Origin of the sequence: Paenibacillus sanfengchensis (genome assembly GCF_036864765.1) — a bacterium.
GTDB lineage: Bacteria > Bacillota > Bacilli > Paenibacillales > Paenibacillaceae > Fontibacillus > Fontibacillus sanfengchensis.
In genome coordinates, this window is sequence record NZ_JBAGJC010000016.1 from 38081 (window position 1) to 60925 (window position 22845).

16 protein-coding genes and 2 pseudogenes are annotated in these 22845 nt (G+C 44.5%); all 18 read right to left on the bottom strand.

Annotated elements, in window-relative coordinates; all coding sequences use genetic code 11:
* Positions 1–177: 177 nt before the first annotated feature.
* The 18 genes and pseudogenes from V4U84_RS23040 to V4U84_RS23125 all read right to left on the bottom strand — a co-directional run bounded on the left by V4U84_RS23040 (position 178) and on the right by V4U84_RS23125 (position 22827).
* A complete protein-coding gene (locus tag V4U84_RS23040) occupies positions 178–615 on the bottom strand; it encodes a hypothetical protein (RefSeq protein ID WP_334075544.1) in 438 nt (145 codons plus the stop codon).
* 74 nt (positions 616–689) lie between these two features.
* Positions 690–1034: a hypothetical protein gene (locus V4U84_RS23045; RefSeq protein WP_334075545.1), complete on the bottom strand. Its 345-nt coding sequence runs from the start codon at positions 1032–1034 to the stop codon at positions 690–692.
* A gap of 21 nt (positions 1035–1055) precedes the next feature.
* Complete coding sequence (locus V4U84_RS23050; protein ID WP_334075546.1) at positions 1056–1361, bottom strand: hypothetical protein; 306 nt, start codon at positions 1359–1361, stop codon at positions 1056–1058.
* Between the two features lie 764 nt (positions 1362–2125).
* Complete coding sequence (locus tag V4U84_RS23055; RefSeq protein WP_334075547.1) at positions 2126–2644, bottom strand: hypothetical protein; 519 nt, start codon at positions 2642–2644, stop codon at positions 2126–2128.
* A 3-nt stretch (positions 2645–2647) separates the two neighbouring features.
* A pseudogene (locus V4U84_RS23060) lies at positions 2648–2926 on the bottom strand (polymorphic toxin type 43 domain-containing protein); the annotation flags it as partial.
* An 88-nt stretch (positions 2927–3014) separates the two neighbouring features.
* Positions 3015–3491 carry a hypothetical protein gene (locus tag V4U84_RS23065; protein WP_334075548.1) on the bottom strand — a complete coding sequence of 159 codons (477 nt, stop codon included), beginning with the start codon at positions 3489–3491 and terminating at the stop codon, positions 3015–3017.
* 902 nt (positions 3492–4393) lie between these two features.
* Entirely contained in the window at positions 4394–4633 is a 240-nt protein-coding gene (locus tag V4U84_RS23070; protein WP_334075549.1) for a hypothetical protein, read from the bottom strand.
* A 77-nt stretch (positions 4634–4710) separates the two neighbouring features.
* Positions 4711–5412, bottom strand: coding sequence for a hypothetical protein (locus V4U84_RS23075; protein ID WP_334075550.1), 702 nt, complete (start codon positions 5410–5412; stop codon positions 4711–4713).
* Positions 5413–5421: 9 nt separating this feature from the next.
* Positions 5422–5673, bottom strand: coding sequence for a hypothetical protein (locus V4U84_RS23080; protein ID WP_334075551.1), 252 nt, complete (start codon positions 5671–5673; stop codon positions 5422–5424).
* A 16-nt stretch (positions 5674–5689) separates the two neighbouring features.
* Entirely contained in the window at positions 5690–6190 is a 501-nt protein-coding gene (locus V4U84_RS23085) for a hypothetical protein (RefSeq protein ID WP_334075552.1), read from the bottom strand.
* Positions 6191–6665: 475 nt separating this feature from the next.
* Positions 6666–7172, bottom strand: coding sequence for a DNA polymerase III (locus V4U84_RS23090; protein ID WP_334075553.1), 507 nt, complete (start codon positions 7170–7172; stop codon positions 6666–6668).
* 17 nt (positions 7173–7189) lie between these two features.
* Positions 7190–7783: a hypothetical protein gene (locus V4U84_RS23095; RefSeq protein ID WP_334078043.1), complete on the bottom strand. Its 594-nt coding sequence runs from the start codon at positions 7781–7783 to the stop codon at positions 7190–7192.
* A gap of 175 nt (positions 7784–7958) precedes the next feature.
* Positions 7959–9194 (bottom strand): IS110 family RNA-guided transposase, encoded by a 1236-nt coding sequence (locus V4U84_RS23100; protein ID WP_334075555.1) that lies wholly within the window; start codon positions 9192–9194, stop codon positions 7959–7961.
* 498 nt (positions 9195–9692) lie between these two features.
* A pseudogene (locus V4U84_RS23105) lies at positions 9693–10470 on the bottom strand (recombinase family protein).
* A 321-nt stretch (positions 10471–10791) separates the two neighbouring features.
* Positions 10792–11283 (bottom strand): rolling circle replication-associated protein, encoded by a 492-nt coding sequence (locus tag V4U84_RS23110; RefSeq protein ID WP_334075557.1) that lies wholly within the window; start codon positions 11281–11283, stop codon positions 10792–10794.
* A 13-nt stretch (positions 11284–11296) separates the two neighbouring features.
* On the bottom strand, positions 11297–11623 hold the full coding sequence (locus V4U84_RS23115) for a hypothetical protein (RefSeq protein WP_334078044.1): 327 nt from the start codon (positions 11621–11623) through the stop codon (positions 11297–11299).
* A gap of 1253 nt (positions 11624–12876) precedes the next feature.
* A complete protein-coding gene (locus V4U84_RS23120) occupies positions 12877–13128 on the bottom strand; it encodes a type II toxin-antitoxin system HicB family antitoxin (protein ID WP_334075559.1) in 252 nt (83 codons plus the stop codon).
* A gap of 12 nt (positions 13129–13140) precedes the next feature.
* Positions 13141–22827, bottom strand: coding sequence for an RHS repeat-associated core domain-containing protein (locus V4U84_RS23125; protein ID WP_334078045.1), 9687 nt, complete (start codon positions 22825–22827; stop codon positions 13141–13143).
* Positions 22828–22845: the final 18 nt, after the last annotated feature.

The window sequence follows — 22845 nt, forward strand, 5'->3', positions numbered from 1 at the left end:
CCGTCAGGATCAACAATTATATATCTTTCCCAGTCCCTTCCTTTATTGTAATACTTCATAGCACCTTCTGTATAACCATCTACTGGAACACCTCTGCCTTTAAGATTCCTTGAGAACTCGTTTGCTTTGTTAAAGTATTGAGTAAAACTAGTTGCACCTACTTCACGTCCATGCTTCTCAATAATGTTTAAGAAAAGTATCTGCTATTGAATCGTGACTACCTTGATTCCATCTGCTTAAATCCAATTTAGAAAGTTCATCAATTTGTCCTTGTGTGAGCTTTCTTCCTCCTTGTGTAACAATCGACCCGTCAGGCAATTTAACTAAATCGTCAAGTGGTTTGACATTTCTAGCTTTCATTGCGCCGACAGTACCTGCTTCCCCCATCTCCCCAGAAACATTCCGAACCGCTTTAGGGCTAAATCGGGCAATCCCCTTCGAAATACCGAACCCCGCAATCGGCAATGCCGATTCCAGTATCGCTTGGGCTGTTATTGCTTTTTCTGTAAAGTCGCTTTGGATCAAATATCCTCCGTACAACAATGCTTCCTTGCTGTAAAAGGCATTCATCTCTGATTCCAAATCATTCTTTTGGGAGTTTAATGATAGGTTCATTTGGCACGGGTGGTCTCCACCGGAATTTATTATACTTAACTCCGTTGAAGTAAGATGTAAATGAAATTCAAGTTTTACTTGGTAAACGGCAATTCAAACATATCTAATTCATTCTCATCAATTTTCATAATACTTGCAACTACCAAATAACGCTTATCATTAGAGGACAGAATTGTGATATTTTCAGGTTTTACAGACTTATGGATTTTCTCCTTAATATAAAGAACATCATCATCCCCTGCCTCTTCAATTTTTAAATTAGGGAGGTTTCGAGGTATTTCTACATAATCAACATCAAAAAACATGATATCAATATTCGTTGCATTACTAGCACTTTTAATACTTCTTATGAGTAATTGTCCATGACTAATGGTATAATGCCAAAATTTAAAATCTCGACTATCAAAAGATTGTATCATAGTTGTTTCATTTCTCCTTTTTTATTCAAATGGATTCGAAACTACTTTACCATTCTCATACCATGTAATTCTGCCCCATGCTTGGGGACTTGACTTGATTTGAAGTAGTTCCCAATCAGTTGCGCCCCCTGCTCCCCTTGCTGCCCTCGATACAGAAGCCCATGGACTGTCCACACCAGTAAGATTAAATTTAATTTGTACATTTGGGTTGTTCAGATTATCTAATACGGTTGACTTCCAGTTTTCAGGGTTAGGATAGTCCCTCCAGGTCTTAGCTCCTTGACCTGCTGCAAAATCATCAAGATCGCCGGTGAATTTAACAGTCACTTCATTATCACCAACTTTATAAGCTTACTCTGTGATATTCGACAAAAAGCTTATCATTGGAAAGTCAGACGTTATTCATGCGTTTCCCCTACCCAACAAAACGATTGCCGCTTGAATAATCGTTGTGAGAGTCGGTGGCTTTGGCTTATAAGTTGAACTATTGATATAAGGCAGCCCCTTCCCCTCTTCCATGTCGCAGTGGAGCATTTTATTGTTGCGATTGAAATAAAAAATAACAAAAAAACAGGTCAATCATGGTGTATCTGACCATAATCAACCTGTTCATTGAAAAAAATGCAACCAACTTAAGGTACTATATCATTTTATAAAAAATTGTTTTATTTCTCCCTTACCAATAACTTTGGAAGCAGTTTGCAAAAAAACACGTTAATTTGTCCACTTCTGTGAAATCTGCCAACTTATTCAATTGTGAGGTTGGTACTTTGACCTCAATAATAACACCTAAACCCTCCGGAATTACATTAAACTTGTCGGTCTCCATTACCTCATAGAATTCCTTTGGGCCAACAGCTCTATACAAGCTAGTGCCTCATCAGACAACCTTGACCTTGTTTTGCTCACGTAAGATAGCTCTATGACGTTTGTTCTTGTTTTCTCCACCGAAGATAAGCTTGGATCGCAGAGGTGTATACAGGTATTACATGAATTATAACCGTTGTTGGATGAATAACTTCACGCACTGAGCAACCCCCACCAAAGAAAAACCTTGAAAGGCACGAAGCCAATCAAGGTTTGAAAAATAACTATTTTTGTTCAATGTTCCTTATCATCTTTCTTACTCTATGACGTAACTTTTGTGAAGCCCAATGTGCATTTACAATTTTATACAAGGAATCCAATGGTTCACTTTGTTGAATTGAAGACAATTCTTCAAACCAGTTTAATGCTAGTTCTACCCAATAGTCTGATTTTTGTTCAAAACCAATTTTTACAACTTCAATAAAAGGAAAGACATCCTCTACATTAACAATTATATTGTAGCTGGCTAGGGCTTCCTTTAAAGAGTTATGGACTGTATTGCTTGGTTGTTCTAATAATACTAATAAGCGAAGAAATTTCCAGGATTCATCTAGTATCCTTATTCCTTGCTTATCGTTAATTACCCAATGAGCATCAGTGGATAGTCCAATGACTGTTTTATGTTCTCCAAATGACATAAGCGGAAACCAATTTACTTTTATGTCGGTGTTTACCATATAAGAAATTTTTATTTTGTCAAATGGTACGTGACTTTTAATTAGTAATTTCAAATGATTGTTCATAGTTTACATACCCCATACTTCATGTTTTACAGGCAATCCGTAATTCCTCATTACCTCTTCAAATTGTTTTCTCACTTCAGCAGTCCAGTTCTGACCATAATGACCACTATTTTCAGTAGTTAATATTTCTCCTTTAGTCCCTCTATTAAACATACCACCCACTACAGTTTTATAATCAGCATTTATTGTTTCAGCTAACTTTTGGTGTGGTGATCCAGTAAAGGAGCTACTGTTAGGTTTGCCGACAGCGAAAGCATTCGTTTTAGGGTCAAACACAAATTCAACCCGGCTCCCCTTTCACGGTTTACCGGGTAGGACAAATACTTATATAACAACATTGTCCAATTAATAGCTCATTTTAATTTTCATATCATTCTTTTTCACTTACTTCGTTTTGCATAATTTTGGGTCTTAACCACAAAGACTTTATAAACCCATTTTGCAATACAACTACTATACCTCTTGCAAACTCAATTGCATCATCTGTGTCTAAGGTTGAAACATCCCCTATACAAACCCACCCACTCTTTTCATCGAAATAGGTTTCCCATTCACCAGCTTCAACTAATCTTAATACATCCCCAGATTCAATTTCTTCTTGTATCATTAGTCCTAGCTGTTTTGCTTTTGGCGGAGTCAATATCCTATTTGCCCAACCCAAGTAAGGATTACAACCCCATATTTGTTTTGCCGTTTTGCTTGTAGAGTCGAAGGTTATATTAATATACCCGATTAATATTGCAAAATCGGCACTTACGTTAGGTTCAAAGTCAAAGGAATAATCATCTTTTGTATAAATTAATTCGCCGACTATCATTTTTACATCTTCAGTTGATTTAAATTTCATTAACTCACCACTTCCTATTTCTTGGAGTTGAATAGAAAATGAACTATTGTATTTGTATCCTTATCGATCACAAGCTCCCATACCCCACTTTTACCATTATATGCTCCTTGAACATCCCACCTTACTCCATTGGGTAATCCCCCTGGATCAGGAATTGGTTTTTTGGCACTCATTATTTCATCAATAAGAGAAGTAGTGCCATTTGACTTTACATATGGTCTCGTTGACTCGCCGGGGAATTTAACAGTTACTCCATTATCACCAACTTTATAAGCTTACTCTGTGATATTCGACAAAAAGCTTATCATTGGAAAGTCAGACGTTATTCATGTGTTTCCCCTACCCATCAAAACGATTGTTGCTTGAATAATGGTGTGATGTCCTCGCAGTAAAGCTACACCAGTGTGCGTGACTGGGATTACGAGATTACTGCTATGATCAGGCTGTAAGCAATCTTGATTAGGGAGCTCTAGGAGCAACATTGAGGACTTTTGCTTCCCTTTCTCTAATTAAACACTAAGATACAGTTGCACCGAAGAATACATTAAGAGATAGCTTTCTGAACTGATAAATCACCGCCATTATTTCGGAACAACAGTAATGATCTGGGTTCGGTTTCTCTTTGTAGGCCCTCTAGTGCTACCTCTATATTCAACCTCATTGTGATTACTGATGCGACAATTTCTGCTACAGAATAGAGCCCATCTTCGCTCTTTAGCCTTGTCCCAATGTTACTACTTAGGTACCTATATTGTGGATTTAGCGTTAAACCGTCACTCCGGCACCATATGTTGATTTCAAGTCGCCAAAACGCCTGTAAATGGTCCTCCAACTCTCCCCGTTGTGCATAGAAAACCACAAGATGCTGCAGGTTTTGGTGTTCTCGAACCAAGATGTTGTACCTAAGTAGTAACTGTCCCAATAGACTTTTTAATACTAATCATATAATTAAATTTATCTTCGTAATCGTAATTGTTTTCAGAAATCCTAATATCAAGTCCGATAACACTACCTGAAAAGTACATTTCATTCAGATATGAACTGTTCTCCCCTTCTGCCACATTTTGAACATTGAGATGTTTAAAAATCAACGGAACTACTTCCCCTATCGCCAATTGTGAATTAAAAAACAAAGTTTCCATATTTAGCTGTTCACCTCACTATAACATTACTTAGTTTACTTTTAATGGAATCTTTTTCGTCACCTAAGTTGTATTTACTATTTTTCATTTTTAATCGCTACTGTAGTATGAAAGCCCTCTTTAAAGACAGTTTCAAAATATTTGTTCCGAAAATCAAAGTCAAACATTTTTCCTGGAATGGCTGTACAATTACTCAAAAAATGTTTGCCAGTCACATTTTCTTTAAAGCTAAAAGGTGCCTGTTTGCTAGAAGCGAACTCCTCGAGTTCAATTGAATGTGAATCCAAGAGTATAAAATTGTTTGATGAAAAAGTTATAGTAGCTCTAGTATTACTATCAGCAATTAGATACAACAATAAATAATGAGGCGAAAATGGTGAGTGTCCTCCACATAAAAATTGATAATCGCCTTTCGTGACTTCATAGGGCCACGTATAGTACAATGCTCTGCTTTCTGCAACTTCACCTGTGTCGCAAAGCCGTATGTCTGCACCTTTTATTTCAGTAAAGGTGAATTTTGCCTTCCCAAAGATGACCAAACTTTTATAGGCATACTCACATTTTACAATATCGTCAAAATAAGGAGTATGCTTGATGAATTCCTGTTCCATTTCTTTACTGATATTAAGTCCAAAATTCATAAGCTCAAGATCGTAATTCCCACGAATATCATTTGGAAAATTTAAAAACAATACTGGATTCATAGCAGCAAAGTCAAAGAAACTGTCATGATTAACAAGTGTATTAAATCTCTTAGTAATATCCAATGTGATATTCATGTTCGCCTCCTATTTTTGTAGTATATACTGTATAAATTCAAATGTTCTGCTTGTTGGTATCACTTGCCCATTAGAATAAGTAAATTGTCCAACATTAGGAACAGTATTAGTAGTTATTTGAAAACCTAGTTCTTTTGCTTTGCTGGGGATGGAATTAAAAAATCTGTTTGCATTTGACCCAGTCACTTCAATTGTACCTCCCTCTTGCAATACCCGTAAAATCTCAGGGTTTAAAGGATCATAACCATAAGGATTTTCCATAATAATCTTGCTTTGGCTACCTGTTGCAATATTTTTTTAATTTGTGGCATCGCCAGCGTGAATTACGGCAAAACGCATGGTCTTTGCTTTCGAATTTCCGACCATAGTATCGAGTTCCCTCATAGACATTCATATTCCGCCCCGTATTGGATGCAATGAAAGCATTATTCATCGGATACGGAATATCGTATGCCAATTCACATCGAGAGAAGGAAACCTTCTGCGCGTGGCTATACAGAGCATCAAGCAACCGTTGAAACTTTACTAAGTGGTCAGGATGGGTTTCAATTCGAAGACTGTACTTTCTTGACTTCTTCTGCCACCAAGGTTGATACCGTAAGTACAGGTACGCATCATCAAGGGCTAGATTCCAATGATAGACATAGCCCTTGTATGGTATGGCAGGCTCAATATCAAACCAATCTCGAAATGAAAGTGCCAGTTGATTGTAGAAATTGACCGTCACTCCATGGTATTCAACAGCGATTTTATCGACGGAAAGTTGTACGTTATTCATGCGTTCCCCCACCCAGCAAAACTTTTGACGGTTTTGCCGCTTGTATTATAGGAATGAGGGATTCGGTGGCTAGCCTTTCACACATGACCTTCCCGTTTGTTCAGTTAAGTCCTGACAATATAGTGGTCGGACTATCCTACGAAATTGTTGCGATGCTCTCGACACTATATCCATCGAGGTAGGTATTCGCAAAGTTGCGATTATTTTCAAAAACCTGTGAGAAAACGAAGATAACAAAAAACAGGTCAATCACGGTGGTATCTGACCATAATCGACCTGTTCAACGTAACGGAATAGCGTTGCTTAGGGTATAAAATTCAAGCCTTTACGTACGTACAACCGAAATGACGAAATCTTTATACAGCTATTACATGGGTTATTCGTGCTATTGGTTGAATGTTAGGTTCGTTCGTCACCCACCCCCTCCAAAAGAAGAAACCTTGAAAGGCATGAAGCCAATCAAGGTCGACATTATTTATTCTTCACATACTTGGATAATCTCTTTAGGAACTGGTTCAAAAACCAATACTTCCGGTTTAGGATAGGGTTTCTTTCCTTTGTATTCATCAAGTGTCATCAAACTATCCCAATACAGTTTTACCCAGTGTTCTAAACTTTCGCCTGTATCAAAATTAAGTGCTTCCTCATCAGTATCCTTCAAATCCTCATAAAACGCTTGGTCATAAATGGATAAAGAAATATCCCCATCAAAGACTAAGATTTCACTTGTAAATTCAGGAAAGCAAAATGACCTTGTAAACCGATTAACCATATCAACACCGATTGCTTCTCTAAAATCAACCCAATTTGGTGTATTCAAAGGTCTAAACCGTTCAGTTACATCAAGTTTAACCCTGCCACCATTGCTGTATCGGTTATTTGATTTTGTTGTATGGTTTATACCGCCCGACATTATCACTTCCTTGGAAACATAATGTTCATGACCTTCGGGCAAGTAAGCATGATATAGCATGCCATTCATCTTAACACCACCAATATTTATTTTCTTGGAACATAAGGGAAGTGGGAACTTCTTGTAAGGTCATCCAAGTTTTCAAAGACTCGATGACTTCCTGTCGGAGTGTCAGGTGTACTAATGTTCCCGTCAAACTCTTTATAATACTTGGTTATTCTTTGCGTATTAGGGTTATTAGGATTTGGCCAGTTTGAATATGCTTTATCAGGATTAGTCATTGTTTCTTGTCTTAATTTCCCAACATCAACATCTTCACCATATTGTGAACGATTTGGAGTTGATGGCCTACTTGGGTCATACATATGCTTTTCAGAGTGTGGGTTAACAAAATCACTAGGATTGCTTCCCCCACCCGGCTTTGTAGGAACTGGAGCATCACCCGTCCCCTCAGACTTAGCTCTAACTTTCGCCCGATAGTATGCCTTTTCATTTAATATTTCTTTTTGAAGTTTTGTATTCGAAAAGTCATTTTTAACTGTAGGATTCGTAGTGGGCTTTACTTGAGACTTGGGTGTGGGAGTTGGCTTTATTTTTGATTTACTGCTCGTTCCATTTGGCCAGGTGACCCATTTGGGGACTCGAATATTTCCCCCGCCTCCACTGCCGCCACCATCCACACGATGATCATGTCCCGTTGAATCCGTATATATTAATGGATTATTTACGACATACGTATACAAGTTTAATGTTAGCGGTTCTGTAAGCTCCCCCTCATACGTATCCTAATTAATAAAGCCTTACTAACTGGGAATTTAGGCGATAAAACCTTCTTTACCGCCTTTTCCCATTATATCACCCAGCGTCCTTCTCAGGCACTGTCGGTATCACATAAGCCGCCTTCGTCCGCATCAGGTAATGGACTATATTCACTAGCTTCCGCATGATACAGACGATGGCTTGCTGCTTCGTCTTCCCCTCCGCCATCCTTCGCTCGTAGTACGCATGGAAGTAGGGGTTACGAGGTTCCTTCTTCGTTCTAGTTACCGCGATCTGTCGGATAGCGAGAGCTTTCAGAATATCATGCAGTTCCCGGTTGCCCTGCTTACTCTTGTAATGACGGTGCTTGTTTCCCGACCCTACAGCTATCGGCGCTACTCCCGCAAATCTCGCTAGCTTATCCGGAGTAGCGAAGCGGTGAATATCACCAATCTCCGCCACCAGCTCCGCAGCCAATACCAAGTCGATTCCCGTCATAGTCTCCAGCTGAAAGCCAAGCTCTTTCATTAGGCTTGCGATCTCCTTCTCTATACGGCTCAGTTCACGCCCATAAAAGCGAATATTTCGCACAAGCCCTTTCACGATAAAATTGCGCTTCTCTTGAAAGTCCCGCGTCGTATCGCCATCCTCCGCAATAAGTGTCAGTATCTGATCCGCTTTCTTCGTCGAGAGTGCGTAGTTGCTCAGCTTCCGCAGGAACGTCGCCAGTTCATCCAACGTCACACCGTTCAGGTGGACTGGCGAAGGATACTTATGCCAGAAGGCCAACGCCGTCTTCCCATCGATCTCGGAGAAGAACGCTTTATAGCTCGGATAGTGATAACCAAGCTGCTGATGAAGCCTCTTCACCATGCCCGACAAGCTCTTGGCCTGCCATTTACGCTGGGTGACAAGCTGGCTAATCGCCCAGTACAGGTCAATCGGCTTCGCATCCGGCAGATTTGGCAGTTCATCCCGCAGTACCTTCGCCACGCATTCCGCATCCCAGCTATCGGATTTCTGAACCGTGACGTGACTCTTACGGCGGTTATTCGCCAGCTTCGCATTCACTTCCTTTACTGAACAGCCGCTTTCGGTTAAATAAACAGCAAGCGCTCTACCGAATCCCCCCACGTCTTCCAAGCCGTATACAACGGACATGCCTTTCTTTGTATGTTTCTTCACTTCCTTCACAAGCAAGGGGAAGGCGGACGGCTTGTTGTCGAACCGGATTTCCCCCAGCTTCTTACTCCAGCAGTCAATCATGACAGCAGTATGATGCTGCTTGTGCAGGTCTACGCCTACATAGATCAATCTATCGGGTTGAATCATCTTCGTTTCACTCCTCGTATAGAGATGAGACAACTACTATGCTGGAGAGGCATTCTTAGCACAAGCGGACACGCCACAACGGAACGTAAGCCAACCTCTAGCCCATGAATAACCGTCCCATCGGACGGCTTGAAACGTTATGATCAATGAGTTTGCATCCTCAGTTCGAGCGGACGAGCCGCAAAGACACGTTAGCAAAATCTCATTCCCATCACGTTCCATCAGTCAGCTATTTAGTTTTGTTCGAATTCAGCACATAGGCCAGGCAGGCTTTCCAAGTCGCACATGAAGCAATTCCAATCTTACCGCGTCTTCCAATTGATCGATGACGATCAGCACATCCTCCGCCGTCAGCTTATCTTGAACCGCTCGCCATAGCGGTACATATGATCGAATATCGCGTACTGGCACGCAGCGTTTTCAGTCGTTCCAGATACCAATCTTCCTCCTTAACACAACGGTCGTAGCGCTCCATCTCCTTCATCCGCCACCACCGACTCAAAGAATCGCTTCGTGCAGCCCAGTGACCTTCACGCTGCCATAGCACACCATGCCTTGATAAAGCTCTTTCCGGTCAAGGATTCGCTTGACTTGCACCTTTGTAAACAGCTTGCCTTGCTGGGTCGTATATCCTTCGGCGTTTAGCCGTCGCGCTGTCTCAGCCAGCGTCATGCTTGGGTTTCGTTTCCTTAGTTCAAACAGCCGCTTCACAGCCGATGCCTGGAGCGGGTTTACTTCGATTACTTTCCGTCCTTTCTTCGCCGTATAACCGAACGCAGCGCGTCCTCCGGCATAACCGCCCTGCTGTGCCTTCTTCATTCTTCCACGCCCCAGTTTCAGGGCAATCTCTAGTCGCTGGTACTGATCGAGCAGTTCCCATCAGCCCGTTAATCAGGAAGTCACTCGGGTCTTTCCGGTGGATACTGTATGTCGGCTGCTCGATACTCTTTACGTCCACGCTATAGCGCTTTAACTCCCGGTGAACAAGCACTTTCACGATATCACTACGCCACAAGCGGTTCGTATTTAGTACGAGCACATAGCTCACCCCGCCATCCGGCAGCGCTTCGAGCATATCCCGAAAGCCCTCCCGCTCGACTTCCAGCGCTTCTTCGTCTACTTCCGCACCTCTAATCCCGGCATCCTCATACACATGCAACAAGTTCCAACCCTGTGCGACGCAGTACGCTTCGATCTCATCTCGCTGATACGTGAGACTGTAGCCTTCCTTCGCTTGCCCTTGCGTCGATACGCGAATATAACCAATCACGTTCAACCGTAACTCCCCCTATCGCAACGATAATTAAAATTACCGTAACCGAACCCCTAATTTAGGTTACTATTTTTTGGTAATTATTGATCGAAGCAATCATAGTACGCGAGTGTGGGGGAGTTCAAGCATCATTTCATTCCAAAATTAAAGTGTGGTGACCTTTATTCAGCCTCCCCACAGTCGAGGCAGGGGGTTATTGGTAATCGAAAGCTCAAATGGTAATTTTCATTTCAAAATTAAAGTCACACCACCTTTATTCAGCTCGCCCACAGTGGGAACAAGGGTCTTATTAGCTTTAATGCGGTAACGTTATAAAGGCATCCTTTATTTCCTCAAGTGGTACGTTTCTAGCTGGATATAGTTTATGTACTCCACCGGAAACTGACGGGATTCCACAAACTCCGGTACATACCCGCTCTCCTTCAACTTCGCCATCATCTCATCAAAGTCACCTTTTACCGTCCTCGGGACAATCAGGTTCTTACTCTTGAGGAACAGGCGCTTTCCATAGGAGCGTTCATCCGCCTTAAAATCCCGCAGATTCTTGATTAGGTCAAGCTTCAGCTTGTTTCGGCGTTCCACCATCGGCAGACTGTAGATTCGTTTCAATTCGACGCTTCCCAGTCCCCAGATGTCCCGAATCGTTCCATCCGCCAGTTCAGCTCTCGGAATATTCGGCAGATCAGTTAGCAGGTGGAAATGAAGCGTGCCGCGTTGCTGAAAGGAGCGAACAGCGAGATACTTGAAATCCCCGTACCGCTCACGCATCCGCTTCACCCAGTTCTCATAGTCCTTCGCCGCTTCATCCAGCGTCACATCCGGCTTCTCGTTAGGTGAGCGTAATGAACTTGTGACCTAGGCTAAAGTTCTGATCCATCAGGTGGCAGAACCTTTCACGTTCCGCTAACCGGAGTGTCCCCGGCTTCGGCGTTCGATCAGGGCGATTTACCGCGCATTCCTCTTCATCCGGCGGTTCTAAAACCGCCGAATAGACCCGTTTCTGCAAGTCCGTCAGAGAGCGATCAGCGTGAATCGCTTCAATCTCCGCGTAACGTTGGCTTTTCGATTTACGGTCGCTTTCTTCAGGTAACTCCCGTCCGAATATCTTCACTCTCAGGCAATCTCCAATCCTCGTCATCTGGCAGTTATATCCCATCGCCAAGCCCTCCTCGGTTTTTTAGCGCCCTATTGGGGCGTTTAACATAAATAAACCAGGGGGATGCATCTGTACTCCATGTGATTGACATGAAAAGTAGTGGCTGGGAAAATAATCTCCTCACTTCGCTCGGTGTATCCAATAAGGAGAGAGGGAAGGAGTATGGTTACAGCCCGTTTAAACAAAGCGTAACGGGCGAATCATCAGGGGCTGGCTAAAGCCTTTCCGAATACGCAAAAAGCCCCCGTCAGTGACTACGGGACGTTCTACGTCCATATCGTCGCCAGCGGGGGCGTGTGGGGAATATGACCATCCAGAGAACAGCGAGAAATCAGCACATTTCAATTATTACCAGATACCTCGTATAGCGGACGAGCAAGCGAAGTCCTCCGAGCGTTAGCGAGGAGCATAGCACATCCATCCTCCATATTTTAAAAACAGCCCAGGCTTCTATGGGCATAGGATGCCCACGAATATTCAAGCTGCTCGTTCCTGCTTGTGACCTCCTCGCTTCGCTCGGAAGACTCCGCTTCGCTCCGTCCCTTTCCTTTCCTTCGGTCTTCAGAGGAGAGCTAGATGTTCAGGTGTGAATTCAGCTTCACTTCTGAATATCGTACCCCCTTTTATTTAAAGCACTAACGTGATAAAGAAAACAATGGTCTCTTGGGTGCTTTTGTACGGTAAAGTACCCGACAGAGTAACGATTCTCGCATGCTCCTATGGGAGGTCCCTGTATTTCCCCACATAGGACCGTATGTCACGTTTTCCATAAAATCCATCCATAGCTCTCATTCATATCGCATGTCGAAAATCCGGTACCCGAGTGGTTACAGGCGATAGAAACCGGGCAAATCCCCATTTTTATCCGCAGAACAGGCGAACGATCACGGCAGAACAGTAGCACCCAACTAAGACGGTTTCTTGACGTTCTACGCCCAATTCGTCGCCAGATGGCGGATTACGGGGAGGTTCCACGAATCAATCCACCCATCCGCCGAGAGAACTGGCTATGTATTATTAAATCCAGAAAGACGCTCAGGATGTAGTCAAGCACAAATAAATCTCGCTCCTCGTGAAATCGCCGCCGCGCATATGCTGCTATTGTTGAAGTAGCGCGGCGAGCAATAAGAAGAATGTTTTCAAGTGGCTATGTGAGTTCCAACAATTGGCCGCCCGATTCATTCGGCACTGGGTAGCCCCCACTAAAAAGAAACATTGAAAGGCGTGTAGCCAATCAAGGTTAATTGAACAATTTATAACTTCACTTTTATTAAATATACTTTTTCCGAAGGTGTTAGTGTCGATGAGCTTATCTGAGTTGGTTTGGGGATAGTCTCTTCTGTCATATCCTCAAGATACAACATGAGCGCTTCTTTCGCCATTTGAATAGCTTCCTCTGAAGAGTAGCCGCATGAAATACATCCAGGTAAATCCGGAAAGCTAACAGATATCCCATCATCAGCAAAATGGAAAATTGCCCAATACTCATACTCCTTTTGTACCACCTAATCACTCCTTTATTTATAGCCTGCTTGTTTCCTTATACTATTAAGAGTTCCAATTGGTAAATCTTTACCTCCGTGTACAGGAACTATTACCACTTCCCCATTCGGACCATTTAGTTTTACATGACTACCCTTTTGACTCACTTCTGAAAAACCATCTTTTTTCAGGAATTTCACCACATCTTTACCGCTGACAGAGCCAGTAGGAAACTTGCCCTTTGCAAATAATTGCAAATCCAGTTTAAGTGAACCAGAATTCTGCGCAGTTTCTCCCGTCCCCTTAGGAACACTCCGAACCGCTCCTTTAAAGCCAAACCGGGCAATCCCCTTCGATAGACCAAATCCAGCGGCGGGTAATGCCACTTCTAGAACTGCTTCGGCCGTTTTCCACTTGCCACTATATTCTTCCTGGTCCAAGTATCCTCCGTACAGCAACGTCTCCTTGCTGTAAAAGGCATTTATCTCTGATTCCAAATCATTCTTCTGGGACCCTGACAGTATTTTTTTAAAGTTTTGGTAATCCTGATCAGTTCTTTTCGGGTACACCAACTTGTAGAACGACTTCAAGTCGTTATCGCCGGAAGTCGTTTGTGCTTTTCCTGAGTTCATTATAGTATTGCTCACCAGGTGAGCTACTGAGTAGAGCTCACTATTTCCCCGGAGCTTTTTGTCATCTTTATCACTAACTTTTCCGATATCGTTATATTTGGCTTTCAAATGTTCACTGACGGAATCATTACTTTGCTCCAGCAGCAAACTGATGACGGCCGCCTGAGGCCTCCCTATCGCTCCTCCCGATCCATTCGTAATATTCTTGATCAGGGCACTTCTCCTCGTCAGTTCTTTATTGGTTACCAAATCCTTATTGGTTACCAGATTAATACCCGATATCTTCTGCGTTTTCGTATCCAGCACACTAGCCTTTTCTTCCGTGAGTGGCCACTTACTTGTGAGCCCTTTTATCACGGGTGACTTCACATCATAGGTCTTTTCCACCTTCGTGTGCGATACGATCTTGTTATTGGTTCCCACCGCCGTTTCGACCTTGGATTTAACCGTTACTTTACCGCCTGTAACTGAGCTTTTTGCCTTCGTATACGATTGCGACATCAGCTTGTCATATTGTTTATTGTCTAGCACAATCCGACCGTTCTGCACGCTGTAACCTTTGCTCTTCTGATCCGATTTGCTGCTCGTATTGAAGTTCACCGACACCCCCGATGAAAGGGTCACCGTCGTCACCTTCGTCTTGGAGTTGTACGACATACTTGCCCCCGTGGCTTTGGCCAGATCCCTCAGCGTTACCGCAGCATGTCCGTACGGATCCACGTTAGTTATCGGATCATTCAACGCATACGTATATAAGTTCAGGCTTAATGGGTCATCATCCTGCCCTCTATAGGTATCCTCCGAAGTAAACCGCCCAATGTACGGATCGTAATATCTCGCCCGTAAGTAGTACAAGCCTACCTCCGCATCGTAGAACTCACCCGCATAACGTATCGAACTGGCGTACTGTTCAACACTTAGCAGGATATTCCCGAATGGATCGTAATCGTACTGATTCTCCATCTCCCCGCTATCGCTGACGGTATGAACGACATCCCCATGACCGTTAAACAGGAAGTATGACACCTTCGAGGAAGCATCCATTCTGGCAATGTAGTTGATTCCTCGCACATAACTCACCGATACATGGTCTTCGGCATCCGTCTCCAGGATTACGGATTGGCGGTCGTAGAGATAATTCGTAACCTCGGCCTTATCCTCCTTCGAGCTGCGGGATTGCTTCCGCGTCCGGAGTCCGTCTCCGTCATAGGTGTACTCAACGCTGTAACGGATTCCGCCCTGAATGCGCTCCGAGCGCTTCAGACGGTTGAAGCCGTCAAACGTATTGCTTGTTTTTTCAAACACCTCATACAACTCGTTCGTCAGTCCGTCACCGTGCGGATTGGCACCGGTCACCTGTTTCATGTCACGGTTATGTGGTCGGATATAACCTACCTGCCGCCGTAATTCATTACCATTGTCGTCATATAAATAGACGGTTGTCTTCTCCAACGTCTCTTTTCCCTCGGCATCCAGCATCTTCTCTACGAGCTGCCGCAAAACGTTGGCGCTTGAATAAACGTACTCACTTTTCTTGACGAGATAGATTACTTTCCCCCCGTTTGACGGATCAACATATCCGCTAGACTGCTCGGACGTATACGTTTCTAATTCCGTCAGACGGTTGCCGCTTTTGTCGTAAGCATAAAGTGTTGTCTTTCCAGGCGTCTCGACCTTCAAAATCCGTCCGGCCTCATCGTAGGTGTAATTTGTCTTGCCATAGCTGTCCGTCTTCGACGTCTGTCGGCCTGCTCCGTCATATGTATACGTATAGGAGGACAGCAGTGAACCATTGGGCTTCAAATTTTGCAAAGTCAGCAAATGGTTGTTTTTGTCAAAGGTATAGGTTTCCTTCACACCACCCGCATAAGTCACGGAGGTTCGGTTTCCTCCTGAATCATACGTGTATGTTGAAACATTCCCTTCCGATTCCACGGAAGACATCCGGTTTGACCTGTCATACGTATAGGTGGTCGTATTTCCCTTTTTGTCTTTCACCGTAGCGACATTGCCAACGGCATCATAGGTATAAGAAATTTGTACCGCTTCATCTCTGGATATGGCGGTAACCCGGTTATTTTTATCATAGGCATATCGGGTAACTCCGCTTTCGTCTGTCATGGATAAGCGATTACCCGTTTTATCATAAGTGAAATGGACGGCGTCTCCCGTCTCATCCACCACTCTTGACAGGAGCAGATTTCGACTGTCATAGGTATAACGGGTATGGTTGCCGTTCTTGTCGGTCATCTCCGCAATATTTAACGCCGGATCATAGCGGTAACTTATCCGTTTGTTGTCCGGATTGATTAATCCGATGAGCAAGCCGAAGGAGCTGTACTCGTAACGGGTAACTTTCCCTCTTCCATCTGTCATATCAAGCTTGTTGCCGGCCAAGTCGTAGCTGTACAGCACATTGACGCCCAGCGGATCGGTGACCTTGACCAGTCGGCCTGCGTTATCGTATTCGTACGTATAAGAAGCTCCCAGTGCGTTCGTCTCTTTCAGAAGCTCCCCTGCCGGGTTGTACCGATAGGTTGTTGTGAAACCCTCGCGATCCGTCTTCGAGACCAACCTTCCGGCCAAATCATAAACATAGACTTCACCGTAACGGCTATCATCCGAGCTTCCCGCCTGATAGCCTCTGGCATCTATATCCTTGATCTTGTTTCCTGTAGCGTCGTAGACATAATGTGCCGTTATCGTTTCATATGCATCCGTTATCGAGACCAGACGATTAAGCTTGTCATAAGCGAAAGAAGTCCGGTTGCCCAAGGCATCCGTCTTCGACAGTTGATTGCCTGCCGCATCATATTCGTAAGACAACTCATGACCCTTGGCATCCGTAACCGAAGACACCCGGTTCATCGCATCATAAGCGTAACGCTGGGTGAAGCCCAGTTCATTCGTCTCCGACAGACGGTTTCCGGCCGGATCGTAATCATACTTGACTGCGGCATCCGCTCCACCCCATTTTTGTATCCTCGAAGATAACCGGTTCAAAGCATCATACGTATAAGAAACTTCGCTGCCTCGCGCATCGGTCTCCTTCACCAGATTGCCGAGAAGATCGTACTCATAATCTGTAGCAAGCTCTACCACTTCAGCATTTTCAGCATCCTGGTTGTCTCCCGTGGCGACGACCGCATCCAGAGCCTGCTCTTCCACAAGCCGGATTCGTTGAATCATTCGATTTGAGCTGTCATAGACAAATTTTTCGATATCCCGTTCGTTTGCCGAACGAGGTGCCTCTGTCCGGACAACATTGCCGTTTCTGTCGTAGAAAGTCTCTGTCGAAGCTCCGCTATTGTCCGAGCGGGTCCGTACCAGCCCATTAGAATAATAAGTGTAGGTCGTCTCGCGAAGAAACGACTTATCTTTGGAGCCGGCGAGGCTTTCTTTCAGAAGACGCCCAACCGGATCGTACGAATAAGTTTCTACCGCATAAACGGCATTTCCGCTGCCATCCTTTTCAAGGGGCGATTTCTTCTCAATTAATTGGTTTTTCGCATCATATTTATACAAGCTGACGCTTCCCCGTTTATCCTTAAAAGACAACAGGTTGCCGGCAAGATCATACTTCGATTCGGTGGTGTGACCATAAGCGTCGGTCAAGGCCTTTTCTTTACCGAATGAGTTGTAGGTATACTGTGTTTGGACGCCAAGCGGATTGATCTCCGAAATTTTACGTCCCAAAAGATCATACGCATATTTGACAACGCCTCCATCGGCGTTTGTCATCTTCGAAACGGTACCGTCTGCATTATAGCTATAACGGGTAATGAGTCCGCGTTTATCCGTAATTTGAATGACATGATCCAAAATGTCATAGTTATAAACGGCACTACCGCCTAAAGCATCGGTTTCTTTCGTTTTACGCCCAAGACCGTCATATTCCATCTCGGTTCCTGGCGATGCCGAAATACTGTTGTCCTTGTATCTCAGCCCATCAACCATTTTGTTTACACGCCCCACCGCATCATAGGACACATATTCGAGCGCCTTCCCTTCCGGAGAAAAGGTAACTGTACGGCGATTCATCGAATCGTATTTATAAGAAACCCCGGCCATTCCCATGACGGCAGTCTCGCTGTCCAACGACGAGTTATATTGGTTGGGAGCAATTTCTTTAATCAAATTTCCATTTGCGTCGTAGACGTATCTTCTAATCGCGGAAGAGCCGTCGGCCGCCGGCTCCTTTTTACGAATCAAACGATTAACCGCATCATATTCATAAACCCTGGACATCCCCGCCGTGTCGGTCTCTTGTACAAGTTGCCCATTGCCGTTATACCGATAAGTAATAATTCCATTTAAAGCATCGGTCTTACGAATCAGACGATTATCAAGATCGTAAGCAAACATCGTCGCATGACCTTTGGCATCGGTCTGTTTCTTCACTTGGCCGTTATTGTTATAGATATAACGGGTTGTCGACAAAACGCGATCAATATAAGCATCGTCAAATTGGGCCCCCGCCAGCTCTTCCTGCGCCAAATCGGACATGCGTACGAGGAGCGATTCGGCGACGAGATTGCCTTGAACATCATACTCATAGCGGGTCATATCATAATCATTGTCCGAAACTTTTTGTTTCTTGAGAATAACATGATTTGTCCGGTCATACTCAAAAAGGGTTTCTCGGCCATTCGGTCCGGAGGAACGAATTAAACGCCCCGCTTTGTCATACACGTTCATAACTCGGTCGCCTGTCGATGTCTTTACCGGAGTTCCTGACATACCCGCCGGCTCCTCGAAACGGAAGGTTTCGGTTTCAAGCAAGCGGTTCGCTTCGTCATATTTCATTTCGGTCCGCTTGTACAGATTATGCGAGCCGTTCACGGATACGAACTCAAGCTTGGTTGTCACATTACCGGAGGCATCGTACTCCATTCTTTGTTCGTTTCCGGCCTGGTCAAGCTTCCTAACGAGTTTACCCTTGGGAGAATAGAAGAAGCTCTCGGAGGTCCCATCGGGATATTCAATTCGAGCAGGCTGATCAAAGATGGTCAGATACTGCTTGGTAACGCCTCCATTGCGGTCAACCGTCTTTTTCCAGACCTTTCCGGTCAAATCATAATCATACGTCTCGCTGTTGCCGTCCGCAAACACTTTCTCTTTCAGGAGACCGTTCAGATAATAAGAATAATTCGTTGTCGCTCCTAAGGCATCCGTTTCCGCAAGCAGATTACCGGCACCGTCGTATTTATTCCTTTTGGTAAATAACAAGGATCCGGTCTTCAGGTTGTCGGAAGCCGTCTGTGCAGAGATGATCTGTACCGGACGATCAAGCGCGTTATATTCGAACACGCTTCCGATAGAAGCGTTCGGATCGGCAGCATTATATCCCTCGCCTTGCACTTCCAGTACAACGTTGTCGCGCCCATCGTAGTGCTTGTACGAAATCACTGTCCGGGTTTGTCCGTCAAAAACGGATGTGCGAACAAGCCGATCAAGCGAATCATACTCTTGTTCAATGCCCGGGGCCTTTTCTTCCGGCAACGATGAATATCTCGGATCGATCTCCTTGGTTTGATTTCCGTTCGCATCATAAACATATCTCCAGGCATTCCCCAGCGGATCAGTCTTCCGGATAAGTCTCCCCATCCCGTCATAAGTATACCCCATCGTCGCGTCCGTTCCTTGAACGGTCTGCGTTTCGGCGATTACCCGGCCGGCCCGGTCGTAGCTAAACTGTGTTTTCTTGCCCTTCGCTTGGCCTCCGTACGGTTCATACCTTGCTATTACCTGATTTCGATAATCGTAAACCATTATGATCGTATCAAAAGAAGAACCGTTGTAGCGTTGCTCTTCCACAACATTGCCCGATGCATCCCGCTTATATATATGGTGATAGCTGCCGTAAACGCCCTTGGTTTCCTCCGGTAGAGTTCCCGAGGTTCCACCTGTTTCTTCCGTAACACGTCCGGCATAATCGTATACCCAGGTATTAAATCTGAACCCTTTTTTCCCCGCATCCGCGTATTGGATGGTCTTGATCCGGTTTCCGTTCTTGTCATATTCATGAGCAATATGCCCCATTCTGGAAGAGTCCATCTTTGGATTTTCACCGATGAGGCGGTTAAGCGAATCATAGGTGTACCCGGTATCGGATGCAATCTGACGGCTGCCGGCGAGCGACTGTCCCTTCTGCGAGGAAATGACGTTTCCGATCAAGTCGTATTCGTAAGCTTCGTAGAAATAATCGGCCGAGCCTTTCTCCGAAATCCGTTTTTCCGTCACTCGCCCCAGCTCGTCAAAGGCATTCAGTGTTATTTTCCCGCCGGGCTCCTCTTGTTTCAGAATCTGATTCAGTGCATTGTAAGAATAGGCTGTTGTGTTGCCCAATTCGTCCTGCTCAGACAGCAATCGGCCAATACTGTCATACCGATAATGCTTGGAGTGGTTTCTTGCATCCGTCTCCTTGATCAAATTACCTGTATAATCGTATTCGTATAGGCTCTTCAGGATACTGCTTCGATCAGGCGTTGTTTCCTTGCGAATCAAGCGATCCATGATATCATAATAAAATTTCTGAGGATACCCTTCTTCGTCCGTTATCGTTACCAGCAAAGGAGCATCGCCGGCAGAGTCCGTACGGTATTCAACGTTAACTGTTCCTTTGGCTGCCCCGTTCTTATCGTAATACGCTTTCTTGATCAATTGATCGGCGCTGTCATACTCATAGCGGATGGTGTTGGCGGTTGCATCCGTTTCTTCAATTTTGTTGTGCTTGGAATCATACCGGACAGAAGACAGAACGGTCCACTGATCGGCGGAGTTCCGTACGCTTTCCTTGACCTGATATCCTAAAGTGTCATATTCGTAAAGAAAGACGTTCTGCTCAAAATCCGTTTGGCGAATTTTCATATTCGCATCCCCATCTTCCTCATAGGCGAAAGTTTGCTTGCCGCCATCCGGGCGAATGGTCGCCGTCAGCCGTTCCAGAGCATCATATTGATACTCTGTACGATTCCCTCTGGCATCCACCTCCGCTGTCATATTGCCTGTACGGAAATCATAAGCATACCTTTTTGCTGCCTGCTGACCTTCAAGAACGCGGTATTCCCGCGTCAAATAGGCACCTTTTACATCATGTCCGTCGGCGTCGGCACCATACTCATAGTAAGTTGTATACGTCTGGCCGGCCGATTGAACCGATTTACTCAATACATTCCCGTGCCCGTCATAAGTATAATCGGTCACAATCCATTGGCCGGTATCCTCCGAATTGACCTTCGTCTCCCGGGCCACATTGCCCTTATCGTCAATTTCGTAACGATCTTGAACCGTCGTATTCCGATCCTGCTTCCACGTCTTGGATGTAAGCGCATGGAATTTATCATAGGCATATGTATAAACGACAGTATGTTCCGTATCCAACGGTTCTCCATTTTCACTCCGCTTGGCTTCGGGACCGGTATAATTGGTGAGATTGCCGTATTGATCATACCGGTAATTCTCGATTTTACGAACGGGATTGTTCTCGGCTTTACCGCTCTTCACCTCATAAATCAAGGTTTCCGTTTTCTTGACAAGCTTCATATCATCAAGCTCATTTTTGGAGACTTCCTTATGATCGTTGCCTGTCTGTTCGGTCGTAACCAACTGATCCAGCCCGTCATATGTATACTTCACTTTGCTGCCGCGAGCATCGGTCATCTCCGTAAAATAACGGTAAGTATCCTTCAAATAATTGTAATCGTCTTTTTTGTAACCCTCGAATCCATAGCCATCCGCTTCATTGTTGTAACTATAGGTTGTTTTATCGTTAACTTCAGTAAGAAAACGATCCTCAAATTTCTTTTGGGAAGAATCATAGCCTTTTTTGGATATTTCCCGCTTCTCGAAAATTTTACGGTACTCCATGCTTCCTTTCTCGTTCAGATTTCTTTTGGCAGAACCATAAATATAGCGGGAAATCCGGTTTGTCTTCACATAATCGATTTGGGCCAGGTTCTCATAGCGAATGAAAGCCGAATACTTCTCTTTGTTCATAAACGTAAATCCCAGATCGGACTGCTCGTACCAAAAATGATATTTTGGCAATCCATCCACGTCATAAACACGCTGCAACCGGGCCCGAAGCACCTGCTTCGACTTGTTCACCAACGCGGCCGTCTTGTCGTAAACGAGACTTTTTCCGTTCGGAAGATGCACGATGACCTGGAACTTGCCTTGAAGATCGCCGGAATCGCTGTTGTTCGGATTCTGTGAATTTTTATAGGATTCATCTGCGCCGTATCCTTTATTGTCGAGCTTTCCGACCTTAAAAGAAGCGTCCTCTTTGTACTCAATGGTCGTCACCCGACCGACGGAATCGGTAATTTTGGTGATGAGCTTCTTGGTGATCGTCTTGTTGTCAATTTTGTATTCCAGCTTTGTTCTTTCAAACACCATTTTATTTCCATAACGGTCCACGATCCCTAGGATAACCCCATCGCCGTCGAAATAAGTTTTCTTTCCATCCTTGCCGGTCATCACATATTTGGAGGCGCCGTCGCTTTGTCCGTTGTTGAACTCGTTCGTCTCGCGAACCACTACATCCTGAATCGTCTGCCCGTCCGGCATGTATACGGTTTCGCCGTTCATGGTGTAGGGTTTCAAACGGTAAACGTCTCCGCTCTCCGTATGCAAAAACTTATGGGTGGTTTTGTCTTCGTTCTCTCTCATCTCAATCGTCGGAAAAGAAAATCTCATGCCTATGCCAAGGTTATATCGATCCTCGTAAAAAGTCGGCGTTTCGATATCTTCCACATAATCTACCCAGGCACCTTCGACATATTTGACCTTCATTTCGTGAAGGTTGGCATTTCCGCTGCTGTATATTCTTTTGATCTCAAGATCAAGTCCGTTTCGCCCGGGAAGAATATAGTCGGTTTGCACAAGCGACAGATTCCCGCTTTGCGGGCTGATTGATTCCTCATCCGTATGGGTGCGCAAATAAACGGGCGACAGCTTCGTATTATATTGCCGCTGGGGCCCGATCAGATTGTTCAATTGATCTTCCAACTTTTCCGCGTAGGCCGCCTGGCCAAACGCCGCCATTAAGAATATGAAAAATAAGAACATTACACTCCAGCGCTTCAACCGCAGCACCTCCAAATT